26 protein-coding genes are annotated in these 23,915 nt (G+C 50.5%); 3 read left to right on the top strand and 23 right to left on the bottom strand.

Annotated features, from left to right (window positions below):
• Nucleotides 1-153 precede the first annotated feature (153 nt).
• The gene (gene mdoC / locus GC128_RS00255; protein ID WP_151992620.1) at nucleotides 154-1,305 is read left to right on the top strand and encodes a glucans biosynthesis protein MdoC; all 1,152 of its coding nucleotides are present in this window, start codon (nucleotides 154-156) and stop codon (nucleotides 1,303-1,305) included.
• Between the two features lie 145 nt (nucleotides 1,306-1,450).
• On the opposite strand, the gene GC128_RS00260 is transcribed toward mdoC, so the two are convergent.
• Nucleotides 1,451-2,938: a phospholipase D family protein gene (locus GC128_RS00260; protein WP_151992925.1), complete on the bottom strand. Its 1,488-nt coding sequence runs from the start codon at nucleotides 2,936-2,938 to the stop codon at nucleotides 1,451-1,453.
• A complete protein-coding gene (gene ymdB / locus GC128_RS00265; protein ID WP_151992621.1) occupies nucleotides 2,889-3,413 on the bottom strand; it encodes an O-acetyl-ADP-ribose deacetylase in 525 nt (174 codons plus the stop codon). Before ymdB ends, GC128_RS00260 begins: the two co-directional genes overlap by 50 nt.
• Nucleotides 3,414-3,664: 251 nt before the next feature.
• Between ymdB and adiC the strand changes: the two genes are divergently transcribed.
• A complete protein-coding gene (gene adiC / locus GC128_RS00270; RefSeq protein ID WP_064517817.1) occupies nucleotides 3,665-4,996 on the top strand; it encodes an arginine/agmatine antiporter in 1,332 nt (443 codons plus the stop codon).
• Nucleotides 4,997-5,008: 12 nt separating this feature from the next.
• Entirely contained in the window at nucleotides 5,009-7,312 is a 2,304-nt protein-coding gene (locus tag GC128_RS00275; RefSeq protein ID WP_151992622.1) for an Orn/Lys/Arg family decarboxylase, read from the top strand.
• Here GC128_RS00275 and GC128_RS00280 read toward each other — a convergent pair.
• The 21 genes from GC128_RS00280 to csgB form a co-directional block, all read right to left on the bottom strand.
• The gene (locus tag GC128_RS00280; RefSeq protein WP_151992623.1) at nucleotides 7,302-7,907 is read right to left on the bottom strand and encodes a 4'-phosphopantetheinyl transferase superfamily protein; all 606 of its coding nucleotides are present in this window, start codon (nucleotides 7,905-7,907) and stop codon (nucleotides 7,302-7,304) included. The genes GC128_RS00275 and GC128_RS00280 overlap by 11 nt on opposite strands.
• Nucleotides 7,898-9,127, bottom strand: a complete 1,230-nt coding sequence (locus GC128_RS00285; protein WP_151992624.1) for a beta-ketoacyl-ACP synthase — start codon at nucleotides 9,125-9,127, stop codon at nucleotides 7,898-7,900. The genes GC128_RS00280 and GC128_RS00285 overlap by 10 nt, the downstream gene beginning before the upstream one ends.
• Complete coding sequence (locus GC128_RS00290; RefSeq protein WP_151992625.1) at nucleotides 9,124-9,855, bottom strand: 3-ketoacyl-ACP reductase FabG2; 732 nt, start codon at nucleotides 9,853-9,855, stop codon at nucleotides 9,124-9,126. Before GC128_RS00290 ends, GC128_RS00285 begins: the two co-directional genes overlap by 4 nt.
• A 12-nt stretch (nucleotides 9,856-9,867) precedes the next feature.
• Complete coding sequence (locus GC128_RS00295; protein ID WP_151992626.1) at nucleotides 9,868-10,326, bottom strand: ApeP family dehydratase; 459 nt, start codon at nucleotides 10,324-10,326, stop codon at nucleotides 9,868-9,870.
• Nucleotides 10,319-11,491, bottom strand: a complete 1,173-nt coding sequence (locus GC128_RS00300; RefSeq protein ID WP_151992627.1) for a beta-ketoacyl-[acyl-carrier-protein] synthase family protein — start codon at nucleotides 11,489-11,491, stop codon at nucleotides 10,319-10,321. The genes GC128_RS00295 and GC128_RS00300 overlap by 8 nt, the downstream gene beginning before the upstream one ends.
• Nucleotides 11,492-11,493: 2 nt before the next feature.
• Nucleotides 11,494-12,069 (bottom strand): DUF3261 domain-containing protein, encoded by a 576-nt coding sequence (locus GC128_RS00305; RefSeq protein WP_151992628.1) that lies wholly within the window; start codon nucleotides 12,067-12,069, stop codon nucleotides 11,494-11,496.
• Nucleotides 12,069-14,387 (bottom strand): MMPL family transporter, encoded by a 2,319-nt coding sequence (locus GC128_RS00310; RefSeq protein WP_151992629.1) that lies wholly within the window; start codon nucleotides 14,385-14,387, stop codon nucleotides 12,069-12,071. The genes GC128_RS00305 and GC128_RS00310 overlap by 1 nt, the downstream gene beginning before the upstream one ends.
• Nucleotides 14,359-14,964 carry an outer membrane lipoprotein carrier protein LolA gene (locus GC128_RS00315; protein WP_151992630.1) on the bottom strand — a complete coding sequence of 202 codons (606 nt, stop codon included), beginning with the start codon at nucleotides 14,962-14,964 and terminating at the stop codon, nucleotides 14,359-14,361. Before GC128_RS00315 ends, GC128_RS00310 begins: the two co-directional genes overlap by 29 nt.
• A complete protein-coding gene (locus tag GC128_RS00320; protein WP_064517797.1) occupies nucleotides 14,957-15,382 on the bottom strand; it encodes an acyl-CoA thioesterase in 426 nt (141 codons plus the stop codon). The genes GC128_RS00315 and GC128_RS00320 overlap by 8 nt, the downstream gene beginning before the upstream one ends.
• Complete coding sequence (locus GC128_RS00325; RefSeq protein WP_151992631.1) at nucleotides 15,376-17,070, bottom strand: glycosyltransferase family 2 protein; 1,695 nt, start codon at nucleotides 17,068-17,070, stop codon at nucleotides 15,376-15,378. The genes GC128_RS00320 and GC128_RS00325 overlap by 7 nt, the downstream gene beginning before the upstream one ends.
• A complete protein-coding gene (locus tag GC128_RS00330; RefSeq protein ID WP_151992632.1) occupies nucleotides 17,061-17,411 on the bottom strand; it encodes an ApeI family dehydratase in 351 nt (116 codons plus the stop codon). The genes GC128_RS00325 and GC128_RS00330 overlap by 10 nt, the downstream gene beginning before the upstream one ends.
• The gene (locus GC128_RS00335) at nucleotides 17,398-18,714 is read right to left on the bottom strand and encodes an AMP-binding protein (RefSeq protein WP_151992633.1); all 1,317 of its coding nucleotides are present in this window, start codon (nucleotides 18,712-18,714) and stop codon (nucleotides 17,398-17,400) included. Before GC128_RS00335 ends, GC128_RS00330 begins: the two co-directional genes overlap by 14 nt.
• Nucleotides 18,707-19,276, bottom strand: coding sequence for a COG4648 family protein (locus GC128_RS00340; RefSeq protein ID WP_226811961.1), 570 nt, complete (start codon nucleotides 19,274-19,276; stop codon nucleotides 18,707-18,709). Before GC128_RS00340 ends, GC128_RS00335 begins: the two co-directional genes overlap by 8 nt.
• 3 nt (nucleotides 19,277-19,279) lie before the next feature.
• Nucleotides 19,280-19,528 carry an acyl carrier protein gene (locus GC128_RS00345; RefSeq protein WP_064517788.1) on the bottom strand — a complete coding sequence of 83 codons (249 nt, stop codon included), beginning with the start codon at nucleotides 19,526-19,528 and terminating at the stop codon, nucleotides 19,280-19,282.
• Nucleotides 19,529-19,547: 19 nt separating this feature from the next.
• The gene (locus GC128_RS00350) at nucleotides 19,548-19,820 is read right to left on the bottom strand and encodes a phosphopantetheine-binding protein (RefSeq protein WP_064517787.1); all 273 of its coding nucleotides are present in this window, start codon (nucleotides 19,818-19,820) and stop codon (nucleotides 19,548-19,550) included.
• Nucleotides 19,821-19,858: 38 nt separating this feature from the next.
• Nucleotides 19,859-20,629, bottom strand: coding sequence for a lysophospholipid acyltransferase family protein (locus GC128_RS00355; RefSeq protein ID WP_151992634.1), 771 nt, complete (start codon nucleotides 20,627-20,629; stop codon nucleotides 19,859-19,861).
• A complete protein-coding gene (locus GC128_RS00360; RefSeq protein ID WP_151992635.1) occupies nucleotides 20,629-21,351 on the bottom strand; it encodes a beta-ketoacyl synthase chain length factor in 723 nt (240 codons plus the stop codon). Before GC128_RS00360 ends, GC128_RS00355 begins: the two co-directional genes overlap by 1 nt.
• A gap of 217 nt (nucleotides 21,352-21,568) precedes the next feature.
• Nucleotides 21,569-21,880, bottom strand: coding sequence for a hypothetical protein (locus tag GC128_RS00365; RefSeq protein WP_226811963.1), 312 nt, complete (start codon nucleotides 21,878-21,880; stop codon nucleotides 21,569-21,571).
• A gap of 133 nt (nucleotides 21,881-22,013) precedes the next feature.
• Nucleotides 22,014-22,343, bottom strand: coding sequence for a curli assembly chaperone CsgC (gene csgC, locus GC128_RS00370; RefSeq protein WP_151992636.1), 330 nt, complete (start codon nucleotides 22,341-22,343; stop codon nucleotides 22,014-22,016).
• Between the two features lie 72 nt (nucleotides 22,344-22,415).
• Nucleotides 22,416-22,880, bottom strand: a complete 465-nt coding sequence (gene csgA, locus GC128_RS00375; protein ID WP_151992637.1) for a curli major subunit CsgA — start codon at nucleotides 22,878-22,880, stop codon at nucleotides 22,416-22,418.
• Between the two features lie 47 nt (nucleotides 22,881-22,927).
• The gene (csgB, locus tag GC128_RS00380) at nucleotides 22,928-23,383 is read right to left on the bottom strand and encodes a curli minor subunit CsgB (RefSeq protein ID WP_151992638.1); all 456 of its coding nucleotides are present in this window, start codon (nucleotides 23,381-23,383) and stop codon (nucleotides 22,928-22,930) included.
• Between the last annotated feature and the right edge of the window lie 532 nt (nucleotides 23,384-23,915).

Here is a 23,915-nt window from a genome sequence, read left to right on the forward strand (position 1 = left end):
AAGACAACTGCTTACGCTTTCAGCATCCATCCTGGAGACAGGATGTCATGGTTAGTGTAGGGTTGCCACGGAATTGATACCATTCGGGACTTTAAGCCTATTGGGATATGTTCTTAAGGATAAGGCGATTCGTCCGATAATGTTTGGAGTATTATGAGTAAAGCACCACAACAACGCGAGTTTTTCCTGGATTCTATCCGGGCCTGGTTAATGCTTTTAGGCATCCCGTTTCATATCTCGCTCATCTATTCAAGCCATACCTGGCATGTCAACAGCACTGAAGCATCGTGGGGTTTAACCCTGTTTAATGATTTTATTCATGCCTTCCGCATGCAGGTATTCTTTGTTATTTCAGGATATTTTTCTTACATGCTGTTTCTGCGCTACCCGCTAAAACGCTGGTGGAAAGTACGCGTGGAGCGCGTCGGCATCCCTATGTTGACGGCCATTCCATTACTAACCTTGCCGCAATTTTTAATGTTGCAACACGTTAATGACAAAGCAAAAAATTGGCCCGGCCTGACACCCTATGAAAAATACAACACCCTGGTTTGGGAGCTGGTTTCTCATTTGTGGTTCTTGTTAGTGATGGTGGTACTTACAACCGTATGTTTATTTTTGTTTCAACAAATGAAAGCACGCATTGCTGAAAAGTCAGAAAATATTCCATCTTCTATTACTTTAGGAAAGCTCTCAGTCGCCTTCCTGGGGTTCGGTATTCTATACGGCGTTATTCGCCGTACTATTTTTATTATTTACTCACCGATATTAAGTGATGGATTATTTAACTTCGTAGTGATGCAAACGCTGTTTTATCTACCATTCTTCATGCTTGGGGCTCTGGTGTTTGTACGCCCACAGTTAAAAGCGCTATTTACCACACCGTCGCCATGGTGTGCGGTAGGAGCGGCACTGGCATTTTGCACCTATCTGCTTAACCAACGTTACGGTAGCGGTGACGCCTGGATGTATGAAACCGAGAGCGTGATCACCACGGTGATGGGTTTGTGGATGGTCAACGTGGTGTTCTCGCTGGGCCATAAGTTGCTGAACTTCCAGTCAAAACGTGTGACCTATTTCGTGAATGCGTCGCTGTTTATTTACCTGGTGCACCATCCGTTGACGCTGTTCTTTGGCGCGTACATCACACCGCATATTGCGTCTAACGCGCTGGGCTTTATCACCGGATTAATTTTCGTGATTGGTATCGCGGTGATTCTGTATGAAATCCACCTGCGCATTCCGTTGCTGCGTTTCCTGTTCTCCGGCAAGCCGCAGAATGTAGCGGTTAAAGTGACGAGTTAACCCGACCAAAAAACAAAGAATAAACTCAAAATAATTCGAGTTGCAGCAAGGCGGCAAGGGAGCAAATCCCCAGGAGCTTACTTAAGTAAGTGACTGGGGTTTGTGAGTGCAGCCAACACAGCTGCGACTTGAAGTATGACGAGTTTTATAAAAGCCACTCAATAGGCAGTCGATAAACTAACCTCACCAACACCCGCTGCCAAAAGCGGGTGTGTGGTTCTTTCTTCCAGACAATCTCTTTGCCTTCACTGTGTTCCACCCAATTCACTCGCCCCCACTTATCCAGACGCAGCGCCCAGGCATTCTCTTTCTGGCTTTGGGTAAAACGCTGGTGAATATCTTGCGCCAGCGCTTCGCTCTCAATGACAAATCCCATCTCGGTATTGAGCATTGCTGAACGCGGGTCAAAATTAAATGAGCCGATAAACACCTTTTGTTTATCCACACTAAACGTTTTGGCATGCAGACTGGAACCTGAATTCCCTGTTAAGCCACGGTCATGTGGTCTGCGTAGGCCATCCTGTTCGGGCTTTAACTCATAAAGCTCGACTCCGTGGCGCATCAGTTTTTTGCGCCAACGCGCGTAACCAGCATGAACGACCGCCACATCGTTTGCGGCCAGTGAGTTAGTCAGGATTGCTATTTTTACCCCTTTACGCACAAGCCCTAATATTTGCGCAATGCCCGCGCGAGTGGGCACAAAGTAGGCTGAAATAATGTCTATCTCACGCTCAGGCATACCAATCACATTCATCAGGCGTTGCGGAAGTAACGTGTGGTTGCGCGCTCTGCCCTGCCCCTTACGCGGGTCATCACTGAGTAAGCGTGTTTTCGCCCAATACATATTCAGCGTGCGGGCGACCAGGTTGGTCGCAAACTGGCTGGTGGTCAGGCGGTCAAGATAGCGACGCGCCGTCGGGTCATCACGCCAGTCGTCAGGAAGTTGTACCCGCTGCTGTAAGGCATCGGTATCGACATCCAGCACCTTTTCCAATGTTGAGACACACTGGCTGTTCCAGTAGCGCTCAAAATCCTGGCTGACATCCTCGACAACCGGGCCTACGGCCAGCACATCTAAGTCTGAAAACAGCGGTTGTTTACCCACACCAAAGTACGCATCCCCCACGTTTCGCCCACCAATAATCGTGGTTTCACCGTCAACAGTGAATGATTTGTTGTGCATACGACGGTTAAGCCTGGCAAAGTCAGTCAAATAACCAATGGCGCGAAACAGGCGAAATGAAAAGGGATTAAAAAGACGAACTTCTATTTGAGGATGGGCGTTCAGAAGCGCTAACGTATCATCAAGGCCGTTGGTGTTGTTATCGTCAAGCAACAGTCTGACTTTTACTCCGCGATCTGCCGCTGCCAGTAATGCACTAAACATCAGCCGCCCAGACATATCGTCCTGCCAGATGTAGTACTGCACATCGAGGGTTTTCTCCGCCATCCCACACAGCAGATAGCGCGCGGCAAACGCATCAAGGCTATCCGCAAGCGGATGAATCCCGCTAAGCCCAGGATGCCCAGCGGTAGCCGGGGCAATCGCTCGACCCAGACGTGTGGCATGAGGATTATTCACTTTAGAGTTGGGCAAGTAGTTGCTCGTAAATATGGGTGTTTTCATCGTCAAAGCAGACAAAAACTACCTGTTCTGGTAACGGGCGCAGGCCGATATAACGGTAGACGGTATCAACGGCTATTTTCGCTGCCAGCTCTTTCGGATAACCATACGCACCGGTGCTAATCGCCGGGAACGCAATAGTGCGATAGCTATTAGCTGCCGCTAAGTCGAGGCTATTGCGGTAGGTCTGTTCAAGTAATTCAGCTTCATGTTTTTCACCGCCCTGCCATACCGGGCCAACTGCATGAATCACGGCCTTAACCGGAATGTTTCCCGCCTCGGTAATGACAGCATGTCCTGGCGCGCAGTCACCCTGCTGGCGACGAATAACTTCACAGGCTGCCAATAAAGCAGGCCCTGCAGCATGATGAATAGCCCCATCAACACCACCGCCTCCCATCAAGGATGGGTTTGCGGCATTTACTATCACGTCAACTTCAACGCGGGTGATATCACCTTGTATCACCGACATTCTTTCACTCATTGGGAATTCTCCAGTTAGTCTTTGATAGTAGTCTAAACTTACCGAACAGCAGACGTATATCACTTCCTGAGGATTTCACGACATCTCCTAACCTCTGATTTTTTCTCGTTATCTACAAAAAAGATCCGTTAGACCTGACACATTTTTTATCTGCAGCCGCATCTGTAGAAGGCGTTTTCGCTGCGAAAAATGGGATCTGAAATGTGCGTTTTATACATTTCAGTAGTTACTTTCGTTTCAGGAGAGGTTCTATGGCTAGTGAAGCGCAAAAAGTCGGGTTGGTCCCGGTGATGTTAATGGTGGCAGGCAATATCATGGGTTCCGGGGTTTTCCTGCTTCCGGCAAACCTTGCAGCAACAGGCGGGATTGCCATTTTTGGCTGGATGGTGACAATTATCGGCGCACTGTCTTTGTCGATGGTGTACGCCAAAATGTCATCACTTGATGACAGCCCCGGTGGTTCTTACGCTTATGCCCGCCGCGCATTTGGCCCCTTCCTCGGCTATCAAACCAATCTGCTTTACTGGCTTGCTTGTTGGATAGGTAACGTCGCGATGGTGGTAATTGGCGTCGGTTATCTCAGCTATTTCTTCCCGATGCTCAACCAGCCCTGGCCGCTTACCGTGACCTGTATTGCCATTTTGTGGCTGTTTGTCGGGCTCAATATTGTTGGCCCGAAAATGATCACCCGCGTGCAGGCGGTCGCCACTATTCTGGCACTGATTCCGATAGTCGCCGTCGCCGTCTTAGGCTGGTTCTGGTTTAAAAGCGACACCTATATGGAAGCCTGGAACGTCAGCGGCAAAGGCACTTTTGGCGCAATTCAGAGTACTTTAAGCGTCACGCTGTGGTCATTTATCGGTGTTGAGAGCGCCTCAGTTGCCGCAGCGGTAGTGAAAAATCCCAAACGCAACGTACCCATCGCCACCATTGGCGGGGTATTGATTGCCGCTGTTTGTTACGTACTTTCCAGTACTGCCATTATGGGCATGATCCCTAACGCAGAGCTGAGACTTTCTGCGTCGCCATTTGGCGATGCCGCGCGCATGGCAATGGGGCCAACTGCTGGGGCTATTGTTTCATTCTGTGCCGCAGCCGGGTGTTTAGGAAGCCTTGGCGGCTGGACGCTACTCGCCGGGCAAACCGCCAAAGCCGCCGCCGATGATGGTCTGTTCCCACCTATTTTTGCCAAAGTGAATAAAGATCAGACTCCGGTCGCGGGTTTGCTGATTGTTGGCGTTCTGATGACCATCTTCCAGCTTGCCAGTATCTCGCCTGACGCAACCTCACAGTTCGCGGTGGTTTCATCTGTCTCAGTCATCTTTACGCTGGTGCCGTATATCTACACCTGCGCGGCTTTAATGCTGGTCGGTCAGGGGCATTTGGGCAACCAACGTTTACCGTTCCTGTTCATCACGCTGATTGCTTTCATTTACTGTATTTGGGCCGTCGTTGGCACAGGCGCGACCGAAGTGATGTGGTCGTTTGTCGCCATCATGGTGATTACTGCGATGTACACCGTTAACTACAACCGTCGTCATAAAAACCCCTACCCGCTGGATAAACCTGTGGTTAACGACTAACTGGAGATCGCTATGCTTGATTTAGGCACGCATCAAAAACGTAAAATTCTGGTGGTCGATAGCAGTATTCAGGACGTTAACACCGCCAACGGGCGCGCAGTGGCAGAGCTTATCGAGGCGCTTGAAGAGAACAACTTTGCCGTGATTTCAGCGGCAACATTTGAAGATGGCATCGCAACGGTCACCTCCGATGCCTCACTGTGCTGCATTTTTGTTGACTGGACTTCCGGCGGCAATGACGACGAATCCCACAGCCAGGCTTTCGCGCTGTTGCAAACTATTCGCCGCCGCAATAAGAGTGTGCCGGTGCTGTTAATGGCCGAGCACTCTTGCGTCGATACATTAACGCTCGATTCAATGCGGCTGGTGAATGAGTTCGTCTGGATGCATGAAGATACTGCCGAATTTATTGCCGCCCGTGCACGTTCGCTGATCCAGCGCTATTACGAACAACTGCTCCCACCTTTCACCCGCGCACTGTTTAATTACACCCTGGAAAACCCGGAATATTCATGGGCGGCACCGGGACATCAGGGTGGTGTTGCCTTTACTAAATCGGCGGTGGGACGAGAGTTTCTCGATTTCTTCGGTGAGAACCTGTTCCGCACAGATACCGGTATTGAACGCGCAGCCATGGGTTCGCTGCTTGATCACAGCGGGCCAATTAAAGCCTCAGAAACTTACGCAGCCGAGGTGTTTGGCGCACATCAAAGCTATTCGGTGTTGAATGGCACCTCCGGTTCTAACCGTGCCATTATGCAGGCGGTTGTGGGCGAACTGGAGATTGCGCTGTGCGACCGCAACTGCCATAAGTCCATCGAACAAGGGTTAGTGATGACGGGGGCGCTGCCGGTCTATTTCGTGCCGACGCGTAACCGTTTTGGCATTATCGGGCCGATTCCGAAGCGCCAGTTCACACCAGAAAGCATTCGTGCAGCCATTGATGCCAACCCACTTAAGCATGAAGTAGTGAGCGATAAACCCGTGTACGCCGTGGTGACTAACTGCACTTATGACGGCATGTGTTATCACGCCGAAGCAGCGCAAGAATTGCTGGCGCAAAGCGTTGACCAGATTCACTTCGACGAAGCATGGTACGCCTACGCCCGCTTCAATCCGATGTACAAAGGTCGCTTTGCCATGCGTGGAGATCCGAAAGATTTTGACCGCAATGGGCCAACGGTTTTTGCTACTCACTCAACGCACAAACTATTGGCAGCACTGTCGCAAGCCTCATACATCCATATTCGCAACGGCAAAAAGCCCGTCGAGCATTCGCGGTTTAACGAGTCATATATGCTGCAAGCCACCACTTCCCCGCTGTATGCGATTATCGCTTCCAACGAAATCGGTGCAGCGATGATGGATGGCGGCCAGGGTGAAGCGTTGACCCAGGAAGTGATCGTTGAAGCGGTGGATTTCCGTCTTGCACTGGCGAAAGTGCATGCCGCATTTGCCAAAAAAGGCGAGTGGTTCTTCTCGCCATGGAATGCGCCAACCATTACCGATGCATCCGGTGCTGAAGTGCCGTTTGTTCAAGCCTCACGTGAGCAGCTCACCACCGATCCCGCCTGTTGGACGCTAAAGCCTGGCGATAAATGGCATGGCTTTGAGCAACTGGAAGATGAGTGGTGTCTACTTGATCCGATCAAAGCCGGGATCCTTGCTCCCGGGATGGGCGATGATGGCAACTTACTTGAGTCAGGTATTCCTGCCGCGATGGTGACCGCCTACCTTGGCGAGCGTGGGATCGTACCCTCGCGTACCACCGATTTTATGGTGCTGTGCCTGTTCTCAATCGGCGTAACAAAAGGCAAATGGGGCACGCTGATTAACGTGTTGCTGGAGTTTAAAGATGACTACGACAACAACACGCAACTCAAACGTTGCTTGCCCGACCTTATCAGTGCCGATGCCGCGCGCTATGCGGGTATGGGGCTAAAAGATCTGTGCGATGAGATGTTTAACTACATGAAAACGAGCCAGATGGACAAACTGCAGGCAGAGGCGTTTGGCAATATTCCCGTTCCGGCAAAACGTCCGCGCATTGCCTTCCAACAACATATGGCAGGCAAAGCAGACCATTTACCTATCGACCAATTACCGAACCGGATTTCCGCCGTCGGTGTGATCCCTTATCCACCGGGCATTCCGATTGTGATGCCGGGCGAGAGTTTTGGTGACGCAGACGGGCCGTGGCTGAAATACATTCGCAGCATCGCGCAATGGGGCGAGAAATTCCCTGGTTTTGAGAAAGAACTGGAAGGAGCAGAGTTAATTGATGGGGTTTATCACATCTGGGCGCTTAAACAATAATTAGCTCAGGGGAAAAACTCTCGGGAAAAGGCTGTTCGCCGCAACACGCGATCAGCCGGTTCTCGACGCAAACATGATGAAGATATCGGTCTGGCGGGCAAAGTGACTCCAGCGGTAAATTGAGCTGATTCATTTGCCAGACCGTTCCTCCACGCTGTTTGAGCACCGCCTCGTGCGCCGTCCAAAAACGCCAGAACGCCACCATTTTTTCATCTTCAGGCAACGATTCCAGCCAATCACAAAGTGGCGCACCAAAACTATGCCGGGCAATCGCCATAAAACGCGCACGCGGGCGAATGAACTCAATATCGCAACCCACATCCCCTTCACCCACCAGCACCGCAACAGATGAACCTGTGTTACTGATATTGAAAGCAGGCAGTGCCGGATGATACGGTTTGCCGTGAGCGCCCCGCTCCAGTTTAGGTAACGGGCCGTCATTGAGCAGCATCGCCAGCAGAATTCTGGCAGCCAGCCATTCTGCGCGGCGTAACCCCACAGGTGCTTCTTCCAGCAACTCAGGTGACAGCCAGCGTGTAGCGCCCGCTAAACACGCCGCATCGCCCACCGCCAGGTGATAGCCGTTTACCGCCAACGGCGCATCACCAGTGAAGTGTTAATTCCACCAAAGGCAAAGTTATTGCTCTGCACAAACTCAGTGTCGATTTTGCGCGCTTCACCCATGATGTAATCAAGTTCGCCACAGGCCACATCTGGCTCGGTCAAGTTCAGTGTTTCGGCAAACCAACCTTCACGCATCATCTCGATACTCATCCACGCTTCCAGCGCACCACAGGCACCGAGCGTATGGCCCAAATAACTTTTCAGTGAAGATATAGGCGTATTGGCACCGAAAATTGCCGCCGTAGCGTGACTTTCCGCAATATCACCACGATCGGTTGCGGTGCCATGGGCGTTAATGTACCCAATGTCGCGAGCCTCAAGCCCCGCCGAAAGCAGGCCGCGCTCGATACAGATTTGCATGGTTTCTTTCTGCGGCTGCGTGATATGTGCTGCATCACAATTGGTATGAAAACCGACAATCTCAGCATAGATTGTCGCGCCGCGCGCCAGGGCATGATCGAGATCTTCAAGGATCAATGTCCCCGCGCCTTCACCAATTACTAGCCCGTCTCGTTGTTTATCAAACGGCGACGGAGTGCTCTTTGGCTGGTCGTTACGCTGGCTGGTGGCAAAAAGCGTATCAAACACTGCCGCTTCCGAAGGACATAACTCTTCAGCTCCCCCCGCAACCATCACTGTCTGGTAGCCGTGGCGAATCGCTTCCCAGGCATAACCAATCGCCTGGCTACCGGATGTGCAAGCACTGGAGGTTGGGATCACCCGCCCACGCAAGCCAAAGAATAGCCCAGTATTGACGGCGGCAGTGTGCGGCATCATCTGCACATAAGTGGTGCCGGTAATATTGCGGGTATGTTTTTCAGTGAGCATGGTGGCGAACTCGCTCACCGGCCCGGTGCTACCGGTCGAAGAACCATAGGCAATGCCAGTTTCGCCACTGGTGAGAATAGGGTCGTCGAGCAAACCCGCCTGAATTAACGCCAGCTCCGTGGCCCTGGTCGCGAGCAGCGAAACGCGCCCCATCGCCCGAATACGCTTTCGCGTGTAGTGCTCCGGCAACGTAAAATTATCGACCGGCGCACCGAGCATAGTGTTCAGCCCATCGTAAATTTGCCATTCTGGCATATGACGGACCGCGTTTTTACCAGACTTCAAGCCCGCAGCCACATCCTGCCAGTGAGAGCCAAAAGCAGTCACGCCACCCATTCCAGTTACTACTACACGGCGAATCACAACATACCTCCATTGATGGAGATAACCTGGCGTGTGACATAACCTGCAACCGGTGACATTAAATAGCGCGCAAGTCCTGCCACTTCTTCAGGCTGGCCCATGCGTTGCAGCGGAATCATGCGCATCGCCTCACTTAGCGCCGCCTCTTCCATTTCAACCATGCCGGTATCAATCAAGCCCGGTGCAATGCAGTTAACGGTGATTTTGCGTTTCGCCAGTTCGATGGCCAGCGCTTTAGTGGCGCCGATAATGCCCGCTTTTGCGGCGCTATAGTTCACCTGACCACGGTTGCCCATCAGGCCAGAAACCGACGAGAGCGTAATGATTCGCCCACCTTTGCGCAGACCAATCATCGGCATGACGCAGGGTTGAATTACATTATAAAAACTGTCGAGATTGGTACGAATAACACCATCCCAATCATCATCACTGAGTGCAGGGAATGCGCCATCGCGAGTCATACCCGCATTATTGACCACTCCCCAATACGCACCGTGAGTTTCGATATCAGTCTCAAGGACGTTGCGACATTGGCTACGGTCTGAGCTATCAAACTGCATCAGCCGCCCTTTTCCACCCTGAGCCGTAATTTGCTCAAGCGTATGCTGGGCACCCGCTTCGTCACGATGGTAATGCACCACCACTGCAAATCCGTCGGCGGCAAGCCCCAGAGCAATCGCCTTGCCAATCCCCTTGCTGGCGCCGGTTACTAATACCGTCTGTGTCATCTTGCTATCTCATCAAAATAATTGTTTTAATTCATTATTATCAGGCTGATATGTATTAACTCGCCCGCTCGCTAGTACGTTGCCGTCCGCGATAATTTGTCCTTCGAAACTACCTATCTTTTCATCACGCATCAGCAGCGTGACGTGGCATTCCAGTAACGCGCCTTGTGGGAAGGCGCCAGCCGGGCAGCGTATTCCACGCCCACCCAGCAGCATTCCAACCAGGCTTTCTTCTTCACCGTTTTTTTTCGCATGCCAGCCTGACCACACGCCGACCGTCTGGGCAATCAATTCGATAGCAAACCAGCCCGGTAAATTGCCTTCCCCATCAAGAAAAGGTGCAAGCACACCGAGGTTGCTCACAGTTACCTGACAATGCGCACTTTCTTGTTCCACCGCCACTACCGATTCGAGCAAGCACATTGGTGCTTCGTGCGGTAAGTAGTGTTGTGGCGCAAGAAAATCAGTCATGAGAAACTCCAAAAATCAGGCAAGCATTATTGCCGCCAAAAGCAAATGAGTTCGATAGCATTATCGGTTTGAGGAATGGTTGTGGCGCGGTGAGTAGACCACAGGGCGCAAGGCTCATGTCTTGATGCGCGTCAGTGAAATCTTGCGCAGGCAGCAGTAAGTCGCGCGCTAACAGCAAATAACAGAGCACCGCTTCACAAGCCCCTGCGGCACCTAATGTGTGCCCGGTCAGATACTTAGTAGAGCTTGAAGGCACGCTTTCGCCAAAAAGTTGATTCACCACTTTGGCCTCGATTTCGTCATTCAGACGCGTGGCAGTGCCGTGCATATTAATATAGCCAATATCATGCGCCCCGATTCTGGCCTCACGCAGCGCCATTTCAATTGCGCGAATAGCCCCAAGACCTTCCGGATGTGGAGCTGACATATGCCAGGCATCAGACGACTCACCCACTCCCAGTAAACAGACTTTCCCCGGCTCTTTGGTGAGTAAAATCAAGGCGCCAGCCTCACCAATGGTAATGCCGTTGCGCTCGGCGCTAAACGGCTTGCAGCGCTCGTTACTTAATGATTCCAGACTATTGAAACCGTTGATAGGCATCCGGCTGAGGGTATCTGCGCCACCCACAATCACAGCATCCACCATTCCCGACTCAATCAGCCTTTTACCGGTAATCATTGCTCGCGCGCTGGAAGAACAGGCGGTTGAAATCGTCAACGCTGGGCCAAACAGTTGCAAATAGTCGCTCAGAAAACGTGAGGGATCGCCAAGCTCTTGCTGGCCGTAATAATAAGAAGCGGGCGGAGAACCTTCGTGGCTGCCGCTGACCATACGGTCACCTTCATCAAGCCCTGAAGTACTGGTCCCCAACACGACTGCCACGCGCTCGTTTCCGTATCGTGCAATGGCGTCATCCACCTGTGAGCGAATTTGTGCCAGAGCAGCCAATAACAGACGGTTATTTCGGCTATTGTACTGCGCCATTTCTGGCGCTATTTCTGGTAATTCGCCACATACACGCCCGACCCAACATTCGCCCTGCTGCAACCAGCCATTGGTATCTGGCCCCATACCTGGTGCCGTGTTGGCCTGCAAATTTGCTGCGATTTCGTCAAGATTGTTGCCCAGGGCGTTGACCATTCCGGCAGCAGATAGAGTAATCATATTTAGCTGTCCAGATGCTGAATACTGATGACATAACCGAAACGATGATGGTGCACGCTCACCGGCTGACGACTGCCGTTACGCATCAGATAATGGATTGTCTCAATCAACTCCCCCTGGTCATCTCGCAGTTCGCGACGGGAATCGACATCTTTTAATGTCCAGCCTTTAGGTAACTGCGGCTGCCAGGCGCTTATCGGCCAGTAGCTCAACATAATATCGGCAAGAACCTGACTTGCTGGAGGTAATTCTGGCAACGTCATTGACTGCTCGGTTTTCACGCCCTGGCTGTCATAGGTCAGACGGAATAAACGAATCCCTAACGGCGACAAACCAGCCAGCATGATTTTCTGCTGGTCGGCATTGAGCAGCACCATCAATGATTGGGTTTTGCCTTTGACTTGCGCAGTCAGCAATTGTTGTTGGGTAATTGACGGCGAAATCCCAGGCGGGGGCAACGTCACTAAAGTGCCGGCTTTTAACCAGGCCTGCGGCCTTGAGCTATCTGGTTTTGTTGTGCTGCACGCACTCAATAATAAGAAGCCAAGCAACAATGCCAGTGTAGGAAGTATTTTCATTATTCTCTCTTTCCCTGAGTAGGTAGGGCTAAGGGGGCAGTCAGGAATGCACAGAAGATGCCGCAACTGAGCACAATGCCAAAGCTTGCGATAGCTTGAGTCTGGCTAAAGACCAACATGCCTAATGTGAAGAGTGTGGTCAGCAATGCCACACTTATTGCCAGAAGCGACGTCAACGGGGTGCCGCGTGGGTTACTAAAGAACAGCGTGTAATTGATGCCAATCCCGAGGACTAGCACCAGCGCCAATAGCGAGAACAGGTTTAATGTATGTCCACTGAAGGCAAGTGCTGCAAGCCCACACCCCAGCGATAACAGCGAAGGTACCACACTTAATAACCCGCGTTTTACACCAAGTCGCAGCACATAGCTGATGGCAATAGCCACAACAGCCGCTGCCAGTAAAATAGTCAACAAACTACGGAAGTGGCTGAATAATTCGTTAAACATCACTTTTCTGTCGACCCAACTTACGCCAGGTAACTTTGCCGCAATGTTGGCAAGTAATTCACTATTGTGAACACCATTTACCGGCACCAGCGCACCGCTTTTACCGTCCGGCAGCGATAACCACAACAAGCGCCAGCCGCTACTGATCACGCTCTTTTGCCAAAGATCCGGAGTTACTGCCATCTGCTGTAAATTAGGCGCTGTCACCGGGATGCCGCTTTCGGCAAGACGTTTTTGCAAAATGGGTGCGGCTTCGCGCAGCAGAAGCAAATCCGCCTGTTGTTGCTCAAGAGAGGCTAACGGAATCAGGCGATAGCTATCGATAGCTTTTTGCTTTTTAGCCTCTGCAAGTTCAGGAGCCAGTTTTTCCAGGCGTTGCAGCGTTTGCTCGGCGGTGTCGCCATAAACCACGAACCATTTCTGATCCATCCCCTGCCCGGTTAAAGCGGTAATAGCCTGCTCTTCACGTACCAGATCCTGCGGCAATGCCTGGAAACTGGCGATATCGTCATTGATTTTTAAGGATGCCATTCCCGCGAGGCTAACCACCAGCAACGCAAACGGCACGCCAAAGCGCACCGCTTTTTGGTTTTGCCATGCCTCAAGCCAGGCATTGAGTAACCAGCGACAAGGCACAGCCCTAACCGGCAAGCCGCGCACCGCAAACGGGTACCAACATACGACCGTCAGGCAGGAGGCAATTAAACCACTGGCGGCAAAAACGGCGAGTTGGCGAATACCGGGGAACGGTGCGAGGATCATAATCAGGTAGGCAATAGCGGTTGTTGCCAGCGCCAGCAGTAAAGCAGGAAGCACTTTGCGTAAACTTGCGAGGGGCGAGTTTTCTCGGCCATGCACCATGCGTTCGGTAAGGTAATAGAGCGTGTAATCTGCCGAAACACCAACGATGCTCATGCTCATAACAAGCGTCATCAGGTGCAGTTCACCAAAGCAAAGTAGTGTGATAGCGGTGCCTGCCAGTGCTCCAATCGCAACCGATGTGGCACACAACAGTAAAGGCCGTACCGAGCGAAACACCGCAAGCACCAGTAGCAACACGCCAATCACCGTCGCCAGGCCAAGCGTTGAAACATCATGCTTCGCCTGCTGACCTGCGTAATCACTGTAGAAAAGTGTGCCACGCGACATCACTTCAGCCTGCGGGAAGTGCTGTTTCAGGTTTTGCTTCAAGGCTTGCAGTTGCTCAACCGCTTCGCGCCCCTGCTGCATATCAAACGATGAACCTTTCAATTCACCGTGTAGCAAATACCAGTAACGCCCCTGTTTATCACGTGCCACCAGCCAGCCGTTCATCAATCGCATCTGACTGGCCGTTTGTTGCAGCGCCAGTTGTGACCCACGCACCAGCATTAGCGGATCGTTTGTCAGCTCTTTACCACTGACCCCTGAAAACGCCGAGTACAGTTGCGACAACACCCACTGAGCCTGGGCTTCGCCACCATGTTGCAAGCGACCGCGAGTTTGGTTATCAACCAGGCCATTGCGATGCTCGAAGTAGAATTTCCCCCACTCCTGCTGGCTCTTTGCATCCATCGGCCCCTGCACACCCGCAAGGAAAGGTTGCTGTTGCAGTTGCGTTTGCCACCATTGTGCGGCAGCTGGATCGGGTTGATTGCCGGGGCTGACCATCCACATCATTTGCCTGTCGAGACGTTGCAAAAAACCGTTCTCGATTTGCGGCGGAACTTTACCGAGGCTGCTGGCAGGCAGCAGCGACAGCACACTGCTGTCAAGCCGTGCCTTTGGTAACAACGTTGCGAGCAACACCACCAGCATAGTGACTATCGCAAGCCAGCCCCACGCCAGACGACGATGCATATTAGAAAGCGAAGCGCTGCTGCTCTTCATGAGTCAATTTTCGTGGATTTAGTCGGTGGTCGCTAAAGGTGATTTCCGTAAAATCGCCCTGCAAATCATTCAGCGCGATGCGATTAAGGTACTTATCGCCTTCCAGGGTAATCGTACTAAACAGCTTATCGAGCGGCGTCGTAGTCGGCGTTAAGACCAGTTGCCATTTGCCATTGCCCTGGTCAGTAAAGGCGCTGGAAAAGTTTTCATCAAGCACTTTACGGTCGGCCTGGAATAGGGCTCGTAGCAAATGATTGAACTGGAACATTTGCGGGTTGCTATCCGCGGTAATGATTTGCGGGGCCTGACTGCCCATGACCTGCACCATGTGGCTATCATCAAGCACCAGCGTCATCGGGAATGGGTGTTGTTGCTGCCACCACAAGCCTGTGCTTTTAGCGATCAACACTTCACCACTGGAATGCAGCGGTTGCGCCATTCCGCTAATTTGACGGTCTTGCTGGAATTTAGCCCGCACCACCGGCTGCGATGCAAAGCTACGTTGCACGTCATCGAGGGTAATTGCGTTCGCCATAAAGCTGATACACAGCAAAGCCATTAAAATAATCTTATTCATGACTCAAGCCCATGCGTTCAAAAAGTATCTGAGGGGAGACGAAACAAAGCTCTCCGCTTGTTGCCTCAACGGCAACCTGGATGGTGTAACCCGATGTAGCGCGTTTGCCCGTTTGGGCATCAACAATTTCATAGCCGATTTTTAGGCGGTTTTCATACTCGAGTACCGTTGCGCGCACCAGAATCTGCTGTTCAAATTTCACCGTATCACGGTATTTAACTCGAGTGTCGACAACCGGCCAGACAAAGCCAGACTCACTCATGGCACGATAGCCATAATCAAATTGGTTGAGCAATGCTTCGCGCGCCACCTCAAAGTAGCGGAAATAGTTGCCATGCCACACAACGCCCATCGCATCGACATCATGGAATGGGACTTTGATGCTGACCTCCACAGTAAAACGTGGGTCATTTAACATCCGGACTCCTTTTCTGGAGGTAATTGCCAGAAATCATAAAAATTAAACCAATCGAGCGGCGAACGCAGTGCATAGCACTCCAGACGGCGCGCGTAATTATCAATATGTTCTTGTAGTGCTTGTTGCCGAGTTGCACGTGGCAACACCAAAGGATCGGCAAAGTGCTCAGCATGAATACGCAGTTTGCCTTGTTCACGCAAAACCATCATCAAAATGACCGGGCATCGTAATGCGGCGGCAAGAATAAACGGCCCTTGCGGGAAAGGGGCCTGGTTGCCCATAAACTGACTCCAGCATACGCGCCGCTCACCACCACGTTGCGTGTTAACGGCAACCCGATCACCGACGATCGCGACCCACTCTCCGGCATCGAGTTTTTCTTGTAAAAGCATGGCAGTTTCCGGGCCAATATGGCTAACCGGCAGCAGATTCACACCGGCCTGTGGAGCAATTTCGTCAATAATCTGACGAAAGCGTTGGGCGTTGTCAGTGAAGACGAGCGCATTAATCACAAGCCCGGCCTCAACCTGAGCCAGTGCGCGGCTGGCTTCGATATCACCCAGATGTGCGGCGAGGATTAACTTCCCCTGCCCGGCCTGCGGTTGTAAAACTTCACGGCTACCGGGGGCAAACTCGATATCACGCCCCCAGAGAATGTCGCCGCGCCAGGCCGCTATTTTGTTAAGCATTGCATCACCAAAGCGTAAGAAATGGCGATAGCTGTTTAACCCTGTGGGCAGTGTGACGCCCAGGCATTGTGCCTGTTGACGAACCTGAGCCAACCACTGCTGTGATGCCTTACGCTGCGTGCCGCCGGTTAACCACATCCACGCCACCACAGGATAGAGCAATGTGTTAAATGCACGCCGCCCCAGACGTTGGTATATATTCAACATTAAGCGCATTCCCGCCAGCCCCTTACGTTCTGGCACTTGCGCCCAATGAGTGCTCTTTCGACGACGCGAGAGTAATACCGGAACGCGCGGTAACATGCCGAAGAAGAGTCGCGTATGCATCCACGAGATGCGCAAGTTGTCGCGAAGTGCGTCAAAGTGCGACAGGCCATCTGCCGGATAAATCACTCGCGTGCGCAAAAAATGGCTGTCGGTGCCAGCCCAATATAAACGCACCATAATTTCGGTATCGAAATCCATGCGTTTACCTGGGGAATGTTTCGCAATAACCGCAAGCGTTGCCGCTAACGGATAAACACGGAACCCGCACATGCTGTCTTTTAACGACAGCGACAGAGTCTCAATCCACACCCAAACGTGCGTGACATAGCGCCCGTAAAGACGCGATTTTGGAACAGAATCATCGTATTCCGGCATTCCAGAAATCAGGCAGCCAGGATGCTTGCGCGCTTCATCTAAAAAACGAGGGACATCTTCAATGCAGTGCTGCCCGTCAGCATCAAGTTGGATAGCATGGCTAAACCCTACCTGTGACGCCGCTTTAAGGCCTGTAATGACTGCCTCCCCTTTTCCCCGATTTGTTTCCAAATGGATAAGGGTGACTCCGGTTAACTGCGCCAGTTCCTGCTTTGTTGCAGCATCACTACCGTCATCAACAATAATCACCGGCAGTGCAAAAGGTTGCAGACGTTTCAGCACCACCGCCATTGTCGCGCCGTGGTTATAACATGGGATCACCACACAAGGGCGAAAAGCCGTGGTCGTTACGGACATAGCTTAATTTTCCCGCTGCTGGCAGCAACACCACCCTCTTCGTTTAACAGGGTGTAAGTGAAACTCAATACGCAACGCGTAGCATCCCATTGCAGATTCAGCTCAAGTTCGCTGCCCGGCACAATCGGGCGTTGGAATTTAACGCTATCAATCGAACAAAAGCGCATTCCCGGTGCAAGTGTCGCTCCATAAGCCATCACCCAATCGAGCTGCGCCACGCCAGGTAATAACGGTTGAGTGGGAAAATGGCCAGCGAACCAGCCTACCGTTGCCGGAACTGCTAAACGTAGGCACAGTTTTCCTGCTTCGGGTCGCGAGCGCTGTAACTCAACGGGTTTCATCAAATAACTCCTGTAATTGCACCCATGAACGCTTGCCTTGGCTATTGTGCGGAATAAGCTCGACGACACGCCAATAACGCGGAATGGCAATTGGCTCAAGCCAGGCGCGGAGTGCCTCACGCCAGAGTTGTTTATTAGCCATTTGTTCACAAGCAACGACCACCGCCCCCAGCGCAATTCGGTTACCGCGCATAATGGGAACGACAGCGGCATCCTCAATACCGGGGAGCGCCAGTAATCGGCGTTCAATTTCACTAAGCGAGATACGCTTTTCTTCGATTTTTATGATGCGACCGCGGCGACCTAATAAGCGAAAACTCCCCTTCGGGCTAAACTCGAGAATATCGTCTAACTGCACGCACCGTTGATGAATCAATGCTGACTCAACCTGCCAGCCATCACCCTGCGGGGTAAAGCGCACTTGCGGGAAGGGCTGCCATTCAGGCGAGATTTGCGAATGTTGCCGCCACGCCAGCACACCTGTTTCAGTGGTACCGTAAATTTCTGATACCGGTGTTTTAAGCCACGCTCGCGCATTTTGCGCGGTATCGTCATCGAGTTTCCCGGCGGCGGAAATCACGCTTTTAAAAGTTGGAGCAGCGAGGTTCGCATCGAGGCGTTTTAAAAATGCCGGGCTGCTGATAAACAATAAAGGATGGTTTGAATACGCCACCAGTTGCTCAGGGAAGTGAATCATTGCAGCATCACTGGCAAGACCAAGGGCCATTGGCAGCATCACACGGAAAGTAAAACCATAGAGATGCTGGTGTGACACCGAGCCCACCACGCGACAATCACGTAGCTTTTCTCCCCACAATGCCGCAAGCCAGGCGATCTCTTCATCCAACGCCTGTAGCGTTTTGAAGATTTGCGCAGGTTCACCAGTAGAGCCCGAGGTAAATAGCACCACACCCGCATCGACATGAACCGGTTCGAAGGATTGGACTGCCGTATACGCCAGAGTTTGCGGGTTTATCACCGGGCAGTTAAGGTTGAGCGGCACATCGCTAATGACACCGCAAAAATGCATTTGCTGTTCGCGAAGCTGCGCTTCCCGGCAATGCCCAGGGATCACTGGGGTTTTACCCGCATGCAGTGTCGCCAAAAGCGCGGTAATAAAGGCGTAGCTGTTATCAAGACAAAGCGCCCAGCGATCGCCCGGCTGTGTTTTTAGCCAGCCATAAATACGCTGAACATCAGCGATTAAATCGGCCTGGGTCCAAAGATGCGCCCCTTCAAACGCCACAATATGTTGCGGATGGCGACCGCTTAGCCACAGCTTTAGTGGTAAAGGATTATTCATAGCGACGTTTCACCCGCTGCCTCACCAACCATTCACCGGCAAATAACGTCCCCATCAACAGGTAGCTCACCATTCCATTCCACAATGTCCACCAGTGGATGTTACCCGCAAGGCAGGTCAATAGTGCCATGCTGCCATTTAGGATAAAGAAAATGCACCACAGTTGCGTGACGCGACGGGTATATCGCACACCTGCAGCCGGTAGATGCCCTTCACGCCAACGAGCCAGCCGTTCAATCAAAGACTGGCTACTCCACAGCGAGGCACCAAATAGTGCCAGCATCACCACATTGACCACCACCGGATACCACAGCAACAGCTGTGCTTCACGCATCCAAATACTGGCAAGAGATAACACCGCTCCCGCAATGGCCAGCCCTTTGAATGCACGGCTCAAAGCACCCGTTTTGCCACGCAATGCGCACAAACGCAGCACAAAGCACAACGCCAGAATAGGCAGCAAAATGTGTAATTTTGGATATGAAAGGGCTAACCAGACGGCAAAGGGCCAACCTATTACGGCTAGCCCTCCGACAATACTTAGCGCACGTTTTGCCAGCACGCTTTAAGACCCGCTATGCAAACGCTCAACCGCGTCTACGACATCCTGTACGGTACGAACCGTTTTGAAATCTTCCGGTTTGATTTTTTTACCGGTGCGTTTTTGCAGATGCACAACCATATCTACCGCATCGATACTATCGAGATCCAAATCTTCGTAGAGACGAGATTGCGGGGTGATTTGCTCAGGAGAGAGTTCAAATAACTTAACCAGTAACCCGGTGACTTCCTGATAAATATCTTCTTTATTCATAGCGTACTCGTGGTTTCAATCAGGCGCTGTGCGCAGGGTTTTGACTATTAATAAATGCGGCCAGATTCGCGACCGAGTAAAAATGTTCACGCATCGTTTCGTTTTCTGCGGATAACACCACACCATAACGTTTTTTAACCGCCAGACCCAATTCCAGAGCATCGATGGAATCAAGGCCAAGGCCGTCGTTACCAAATAACGCAGCCTCACTTTCAATCTCATCGACACTTATCTCTTCGAGATTCAGGGTGTCGATAATGAGTTGTTTAATATCGGTCTCTAGAGATTGCATATCACCATCCGAGTCTTAGAGTCTATCTGAGTAGACTTTTAAAAAGGGTCAGGAACCAATTCCTGACTTAAATATTGGCTAAGGCGGCGCGCCGCAATCGTCGGGGCATCGTCTTGGTTTGCCATAAAGCTTTGGCTGTCGATCCGCTGTTTGACACTCACGGTAATCATCGGCTTGCGCTGAGGTATCTGGTACCAGCGGCTATGTTTGTCCAGATAACGCTGGTCACAGTGAATATGCACCAGACGCAATTCACATCTACAACGCACAGCAATATTTGCAGCACCTCGCTGAATAACCAGCGGTTCACCCGGACGGGTACGCGTCCCTTCCGGGAAAATCAGTATCGCCTCCCCTGCCGCTATGCGTTTCTGGCTTTCAGGAAGTAATGTTTCGCCCTGACTATTAACCAGATAGTCCGCGGCTTTAATCACGCCGCGAAAACAGGGATTGTTCACAAGGCTTGCTTTAACCAGGCACCCAATATTGGGTGCCCGTGAAGCAATAAACACGTAATCGAGCAGCGTCGGGTGGTTTGCGACTATCAAACATCCATGATCGTTTGCTAATTGCGCACAATTTTCGAAGCGATAATCAAACACGCCAAGCAGGCGTCCGATGCGTAAAAATAGCCGGAAACTGGCGGAGATGCTACGGCGAGCAACCTCACGGCGTTTGCCATTATCGCGAACAAACAGTAACAGCAAGTTAAACCATACCAGTGACAACGCCAGGCCACCGCTACCAAATAGAATGAACAACCAACCGGTCATCAGCACGCGCCAGCACCACTCTATGCGCCCCCACATTAATGACGACTCCAACGCCAGCTCAGGCGTTCACCAATAAGGGTGAATGTCTGCGCGTCACTGAGCCAGCCGTGCAAAAATGCCAGCCCCTGCGGTAAACTTTGCGCACCAGGGGTTTGGCTCGGTGTTGTATCACACTGGATCTGCGAGCCAGCTTCCAGCAACAATGCCACCGCAAATGGCAGGCTGACGGTCTCACCTGGAAGATGAGAGTGATAAAACTCCGGAATCAGCCCATCGAAATCCACCAGCATCACGCGTTGATACCCGGAGTGATGCAGCGATGCCACTTCAATTAATGCCTGCGCAAAGCTGTCAAAACCCGCAGAAACAGAGGACGAAACCAATGCTTGTTGGGCGGCAATCGTGGTATTGCCTACCGCTGAATTGTGTACTGACATCGCAAAATCAGTTGGTGAGAGACTTTCTTCGCACGCTAATGCGGTCAAAATGCGAAAATTTCGCTCCAGCTCACCATGGCGGCTGGAAAAAACCAGCGCATCAACATTTTGTCGGGACAAAATAGCAAGGGCACAATCAACAGCAATCCTGCTACCTGATGCCAGACGGCGCGCGGTCATCATAGGCAGATGGCGACTTTTGGCAATCGGGGATGAAACATCAATAATCGCTGCGGTTTTCCCCCATGCCTGCCAGTCATCATGTTCAGATAAACCTGGTGCACTGGCCTGCCAGTCGACAATGTTAAACGCTAACTTCATGCTCTGTACCATCAATCATCTGCGATGTCCCGTCAGATATATATCTTCGAATTTATGCCGACTATAAAATAAGTCTTAATTTTACGGGATTTTTCTTAAGCCGCTTATATTTTGCGCGTGTTGAATTCATCAACGGCGGGGAATAGTAACAAAAATGACTGGGAAATAAATATTCATACATCGATTCCAACGGCCTGCTAATCACAGGCTGCGGATTCTAACGGTATGTGACTTCCAGAACTGCCAGTTGGTGTTGCGCGTCAATGTAGTGCATTTTGGTAGAAAACGGAGCATCGCCACCAGCCTTATAATTATTCAGCTTATTAAGTGCGATGGTCTGAACAATTGGCTCCCCGTTTTGGGTACAGGAAAATTTAACAGATTGTTCCTGATGCGATAAACGGCAACCTTCTTCTACTATTGCCCCCTGAAAATGAATCACACCACCACTGGCATGAGCATGAAGTAAAGGGAAAGCAAGAACAAAAATAGGCAAAAGCAATGAACGTCTCAAGCTTACTGTTTTCACGCTACGGACTCCTCAACTGAAGTGGTATGAGGGTTATCGGCACAAAACGGTGAACGCTACAGTTAAAACCTGGTATATAGAAGAAATAAAATCCACATAATTGCAACATTAATTAAACATTAAAATATTGCTGCTAAACGCTGCCTGGCGATGCCCATTGTTTTTCAAGATGAATATCTTTTCCATCCGTCACGGTAACCAAAATCCTCACGCGATCGCCCGGGGATAGCTCAAGGCTCATACGCGATAATTTGGTAGGTTCATTACCTTTGATAAAAACAGGCTTACTCTGGCTGCTGTTGCTTTGACCGGCAGTTCCTGAACTTTGAGCGGTGAGTTTGACCATGCATTGGCAATCCTGGGTTAAGGTTGCTACAGGCTCGATGATGTAGGTATTCCCTTGCTGCTGAGTGTTGAAAGTAAGCTGATTACCGAGAGCTGCGAGTAATAATAAGGTATGCATTTTTATTTCTCCCGATTTAAAAAAGAAAAACAGGGCAACAAAGGCCCTGTTTTTTATAGTGCATAACTTCAATTAATGCTGCTGAAGATTCGCATGGTTATTATAACCAACTTGCGTCAAATCAACTGTAGAGGCAGCAGCTGTTTGGTTAACAATTGCGCCGTTTCTAACACCATATTGGCTAACATCAATGGTAGAGCCTTTAGCTTCCCATTGGTCGATGGTTGCGTTGTTGCCATAACCTTTTTGCAGCAGGTCAATACTTGCGTTATCCGCCCCCTGGCCTACATCTGCACCATTCGAAGAACCTAATTGTTTAATATCAACATTGGATTTACGAGCATCAGCTTGTAATGCGGTTACGTTGTTATTTGCGCCGTGTTGATACACTTTCATTGTTGATTCTGGGGCGCTATTGTTGCCGCCGTTGTTACCGCCGCCATTACCGCCGCCGCCCCAATTAAACTGAAGATCTGAAGCCATTGCACTACTTGAAACCACCACTGCTGCGATTGCTGCGATTTTGAAAAAGTTCATGGTGAAACCCCCATTGTATTGAGAATGTTAGTCCAAATAGTCACGTATTAACGTTGAATAACGCGTACCGCCATTTGAGACTGTTTCTGTACAACAATTGCTGATTTTTGCGTGCCTTGTTGAATAATGCTGGCCTTATTAGCAGCGCCTTGCTGGATAATAATTGCGGCATTACCCGACGATTGTTGCTGAATATCTGCATCATTGCCGTAGCCTGATTGCGAAACATAAGCAACGTTATAACTCCCTGATTGATCGACGTTCGCACGGTTACCAGATCCTGCCTGATTAACAACCGCCAACTGCCGGGTTCCATTTTGATCAACATTGGCATTATTATGATTGCCATATTGACCGACTATTGCTGCCTGATTAAATGAAGCTTTGCTTAATTCATTTGTAGCAAAGTTATATTCCGATTTTGCGAGGTCAGGACTATTCGCAAATACGTAACCAGGCGTACCCAGCAATGCAAACATCAGAAATAACGATCTGTTTTTCATGTTGTCACCCTGGACCTGGGTGCAGCCGTTGAAATAATCATTCCAATTTAAGCCGCTGGTTATTTGTTAACGCTTGCAATGAGAAGTTACTGCTGCGTTACGGAAATGAGTATGTCCTTCGAAACATTTAAAATATCTCACCCGCATGTTGTATTTTTATATTTCACCTCATTACAAAGCATGAGTGGATTAAAAAAAACCAAATACAACAAAGGGTTCAAAATCGATTGTTTTAATTCACGTGTGATTTTTAAATTCATCACATTAATCAAGCATGGATTTACCGTCTGGCTGGATTGAAAGACTGCTTATCAGCAATTCTTAATGCACCTACGTCACGAAGGTGAGTTTTCTTAAGACAGATGACAACTGCGAATGTAATGCCAACAATTTACATGTGTTAAGTTGAAAAACGCATAAAGTTAAAAATAAAAAATCAATACAAATCAATAATTTAGACTTATTTGTATGATTTTTAAAACTATGCAATTTATAATTAATGTACAACTTTAGTGCTAAAACTAAATAGTTA

Source organism: Buttiauxella massiliensis, from assembly GCF_902500225.1.
GTDB classification, from domain to species: Bacteria; Pseudomonadota; Gammaproteobacteria; order Enterobacterales; family Enterobacteriaceae; genus Buttiauxella; species Buttiauxella massiliensis.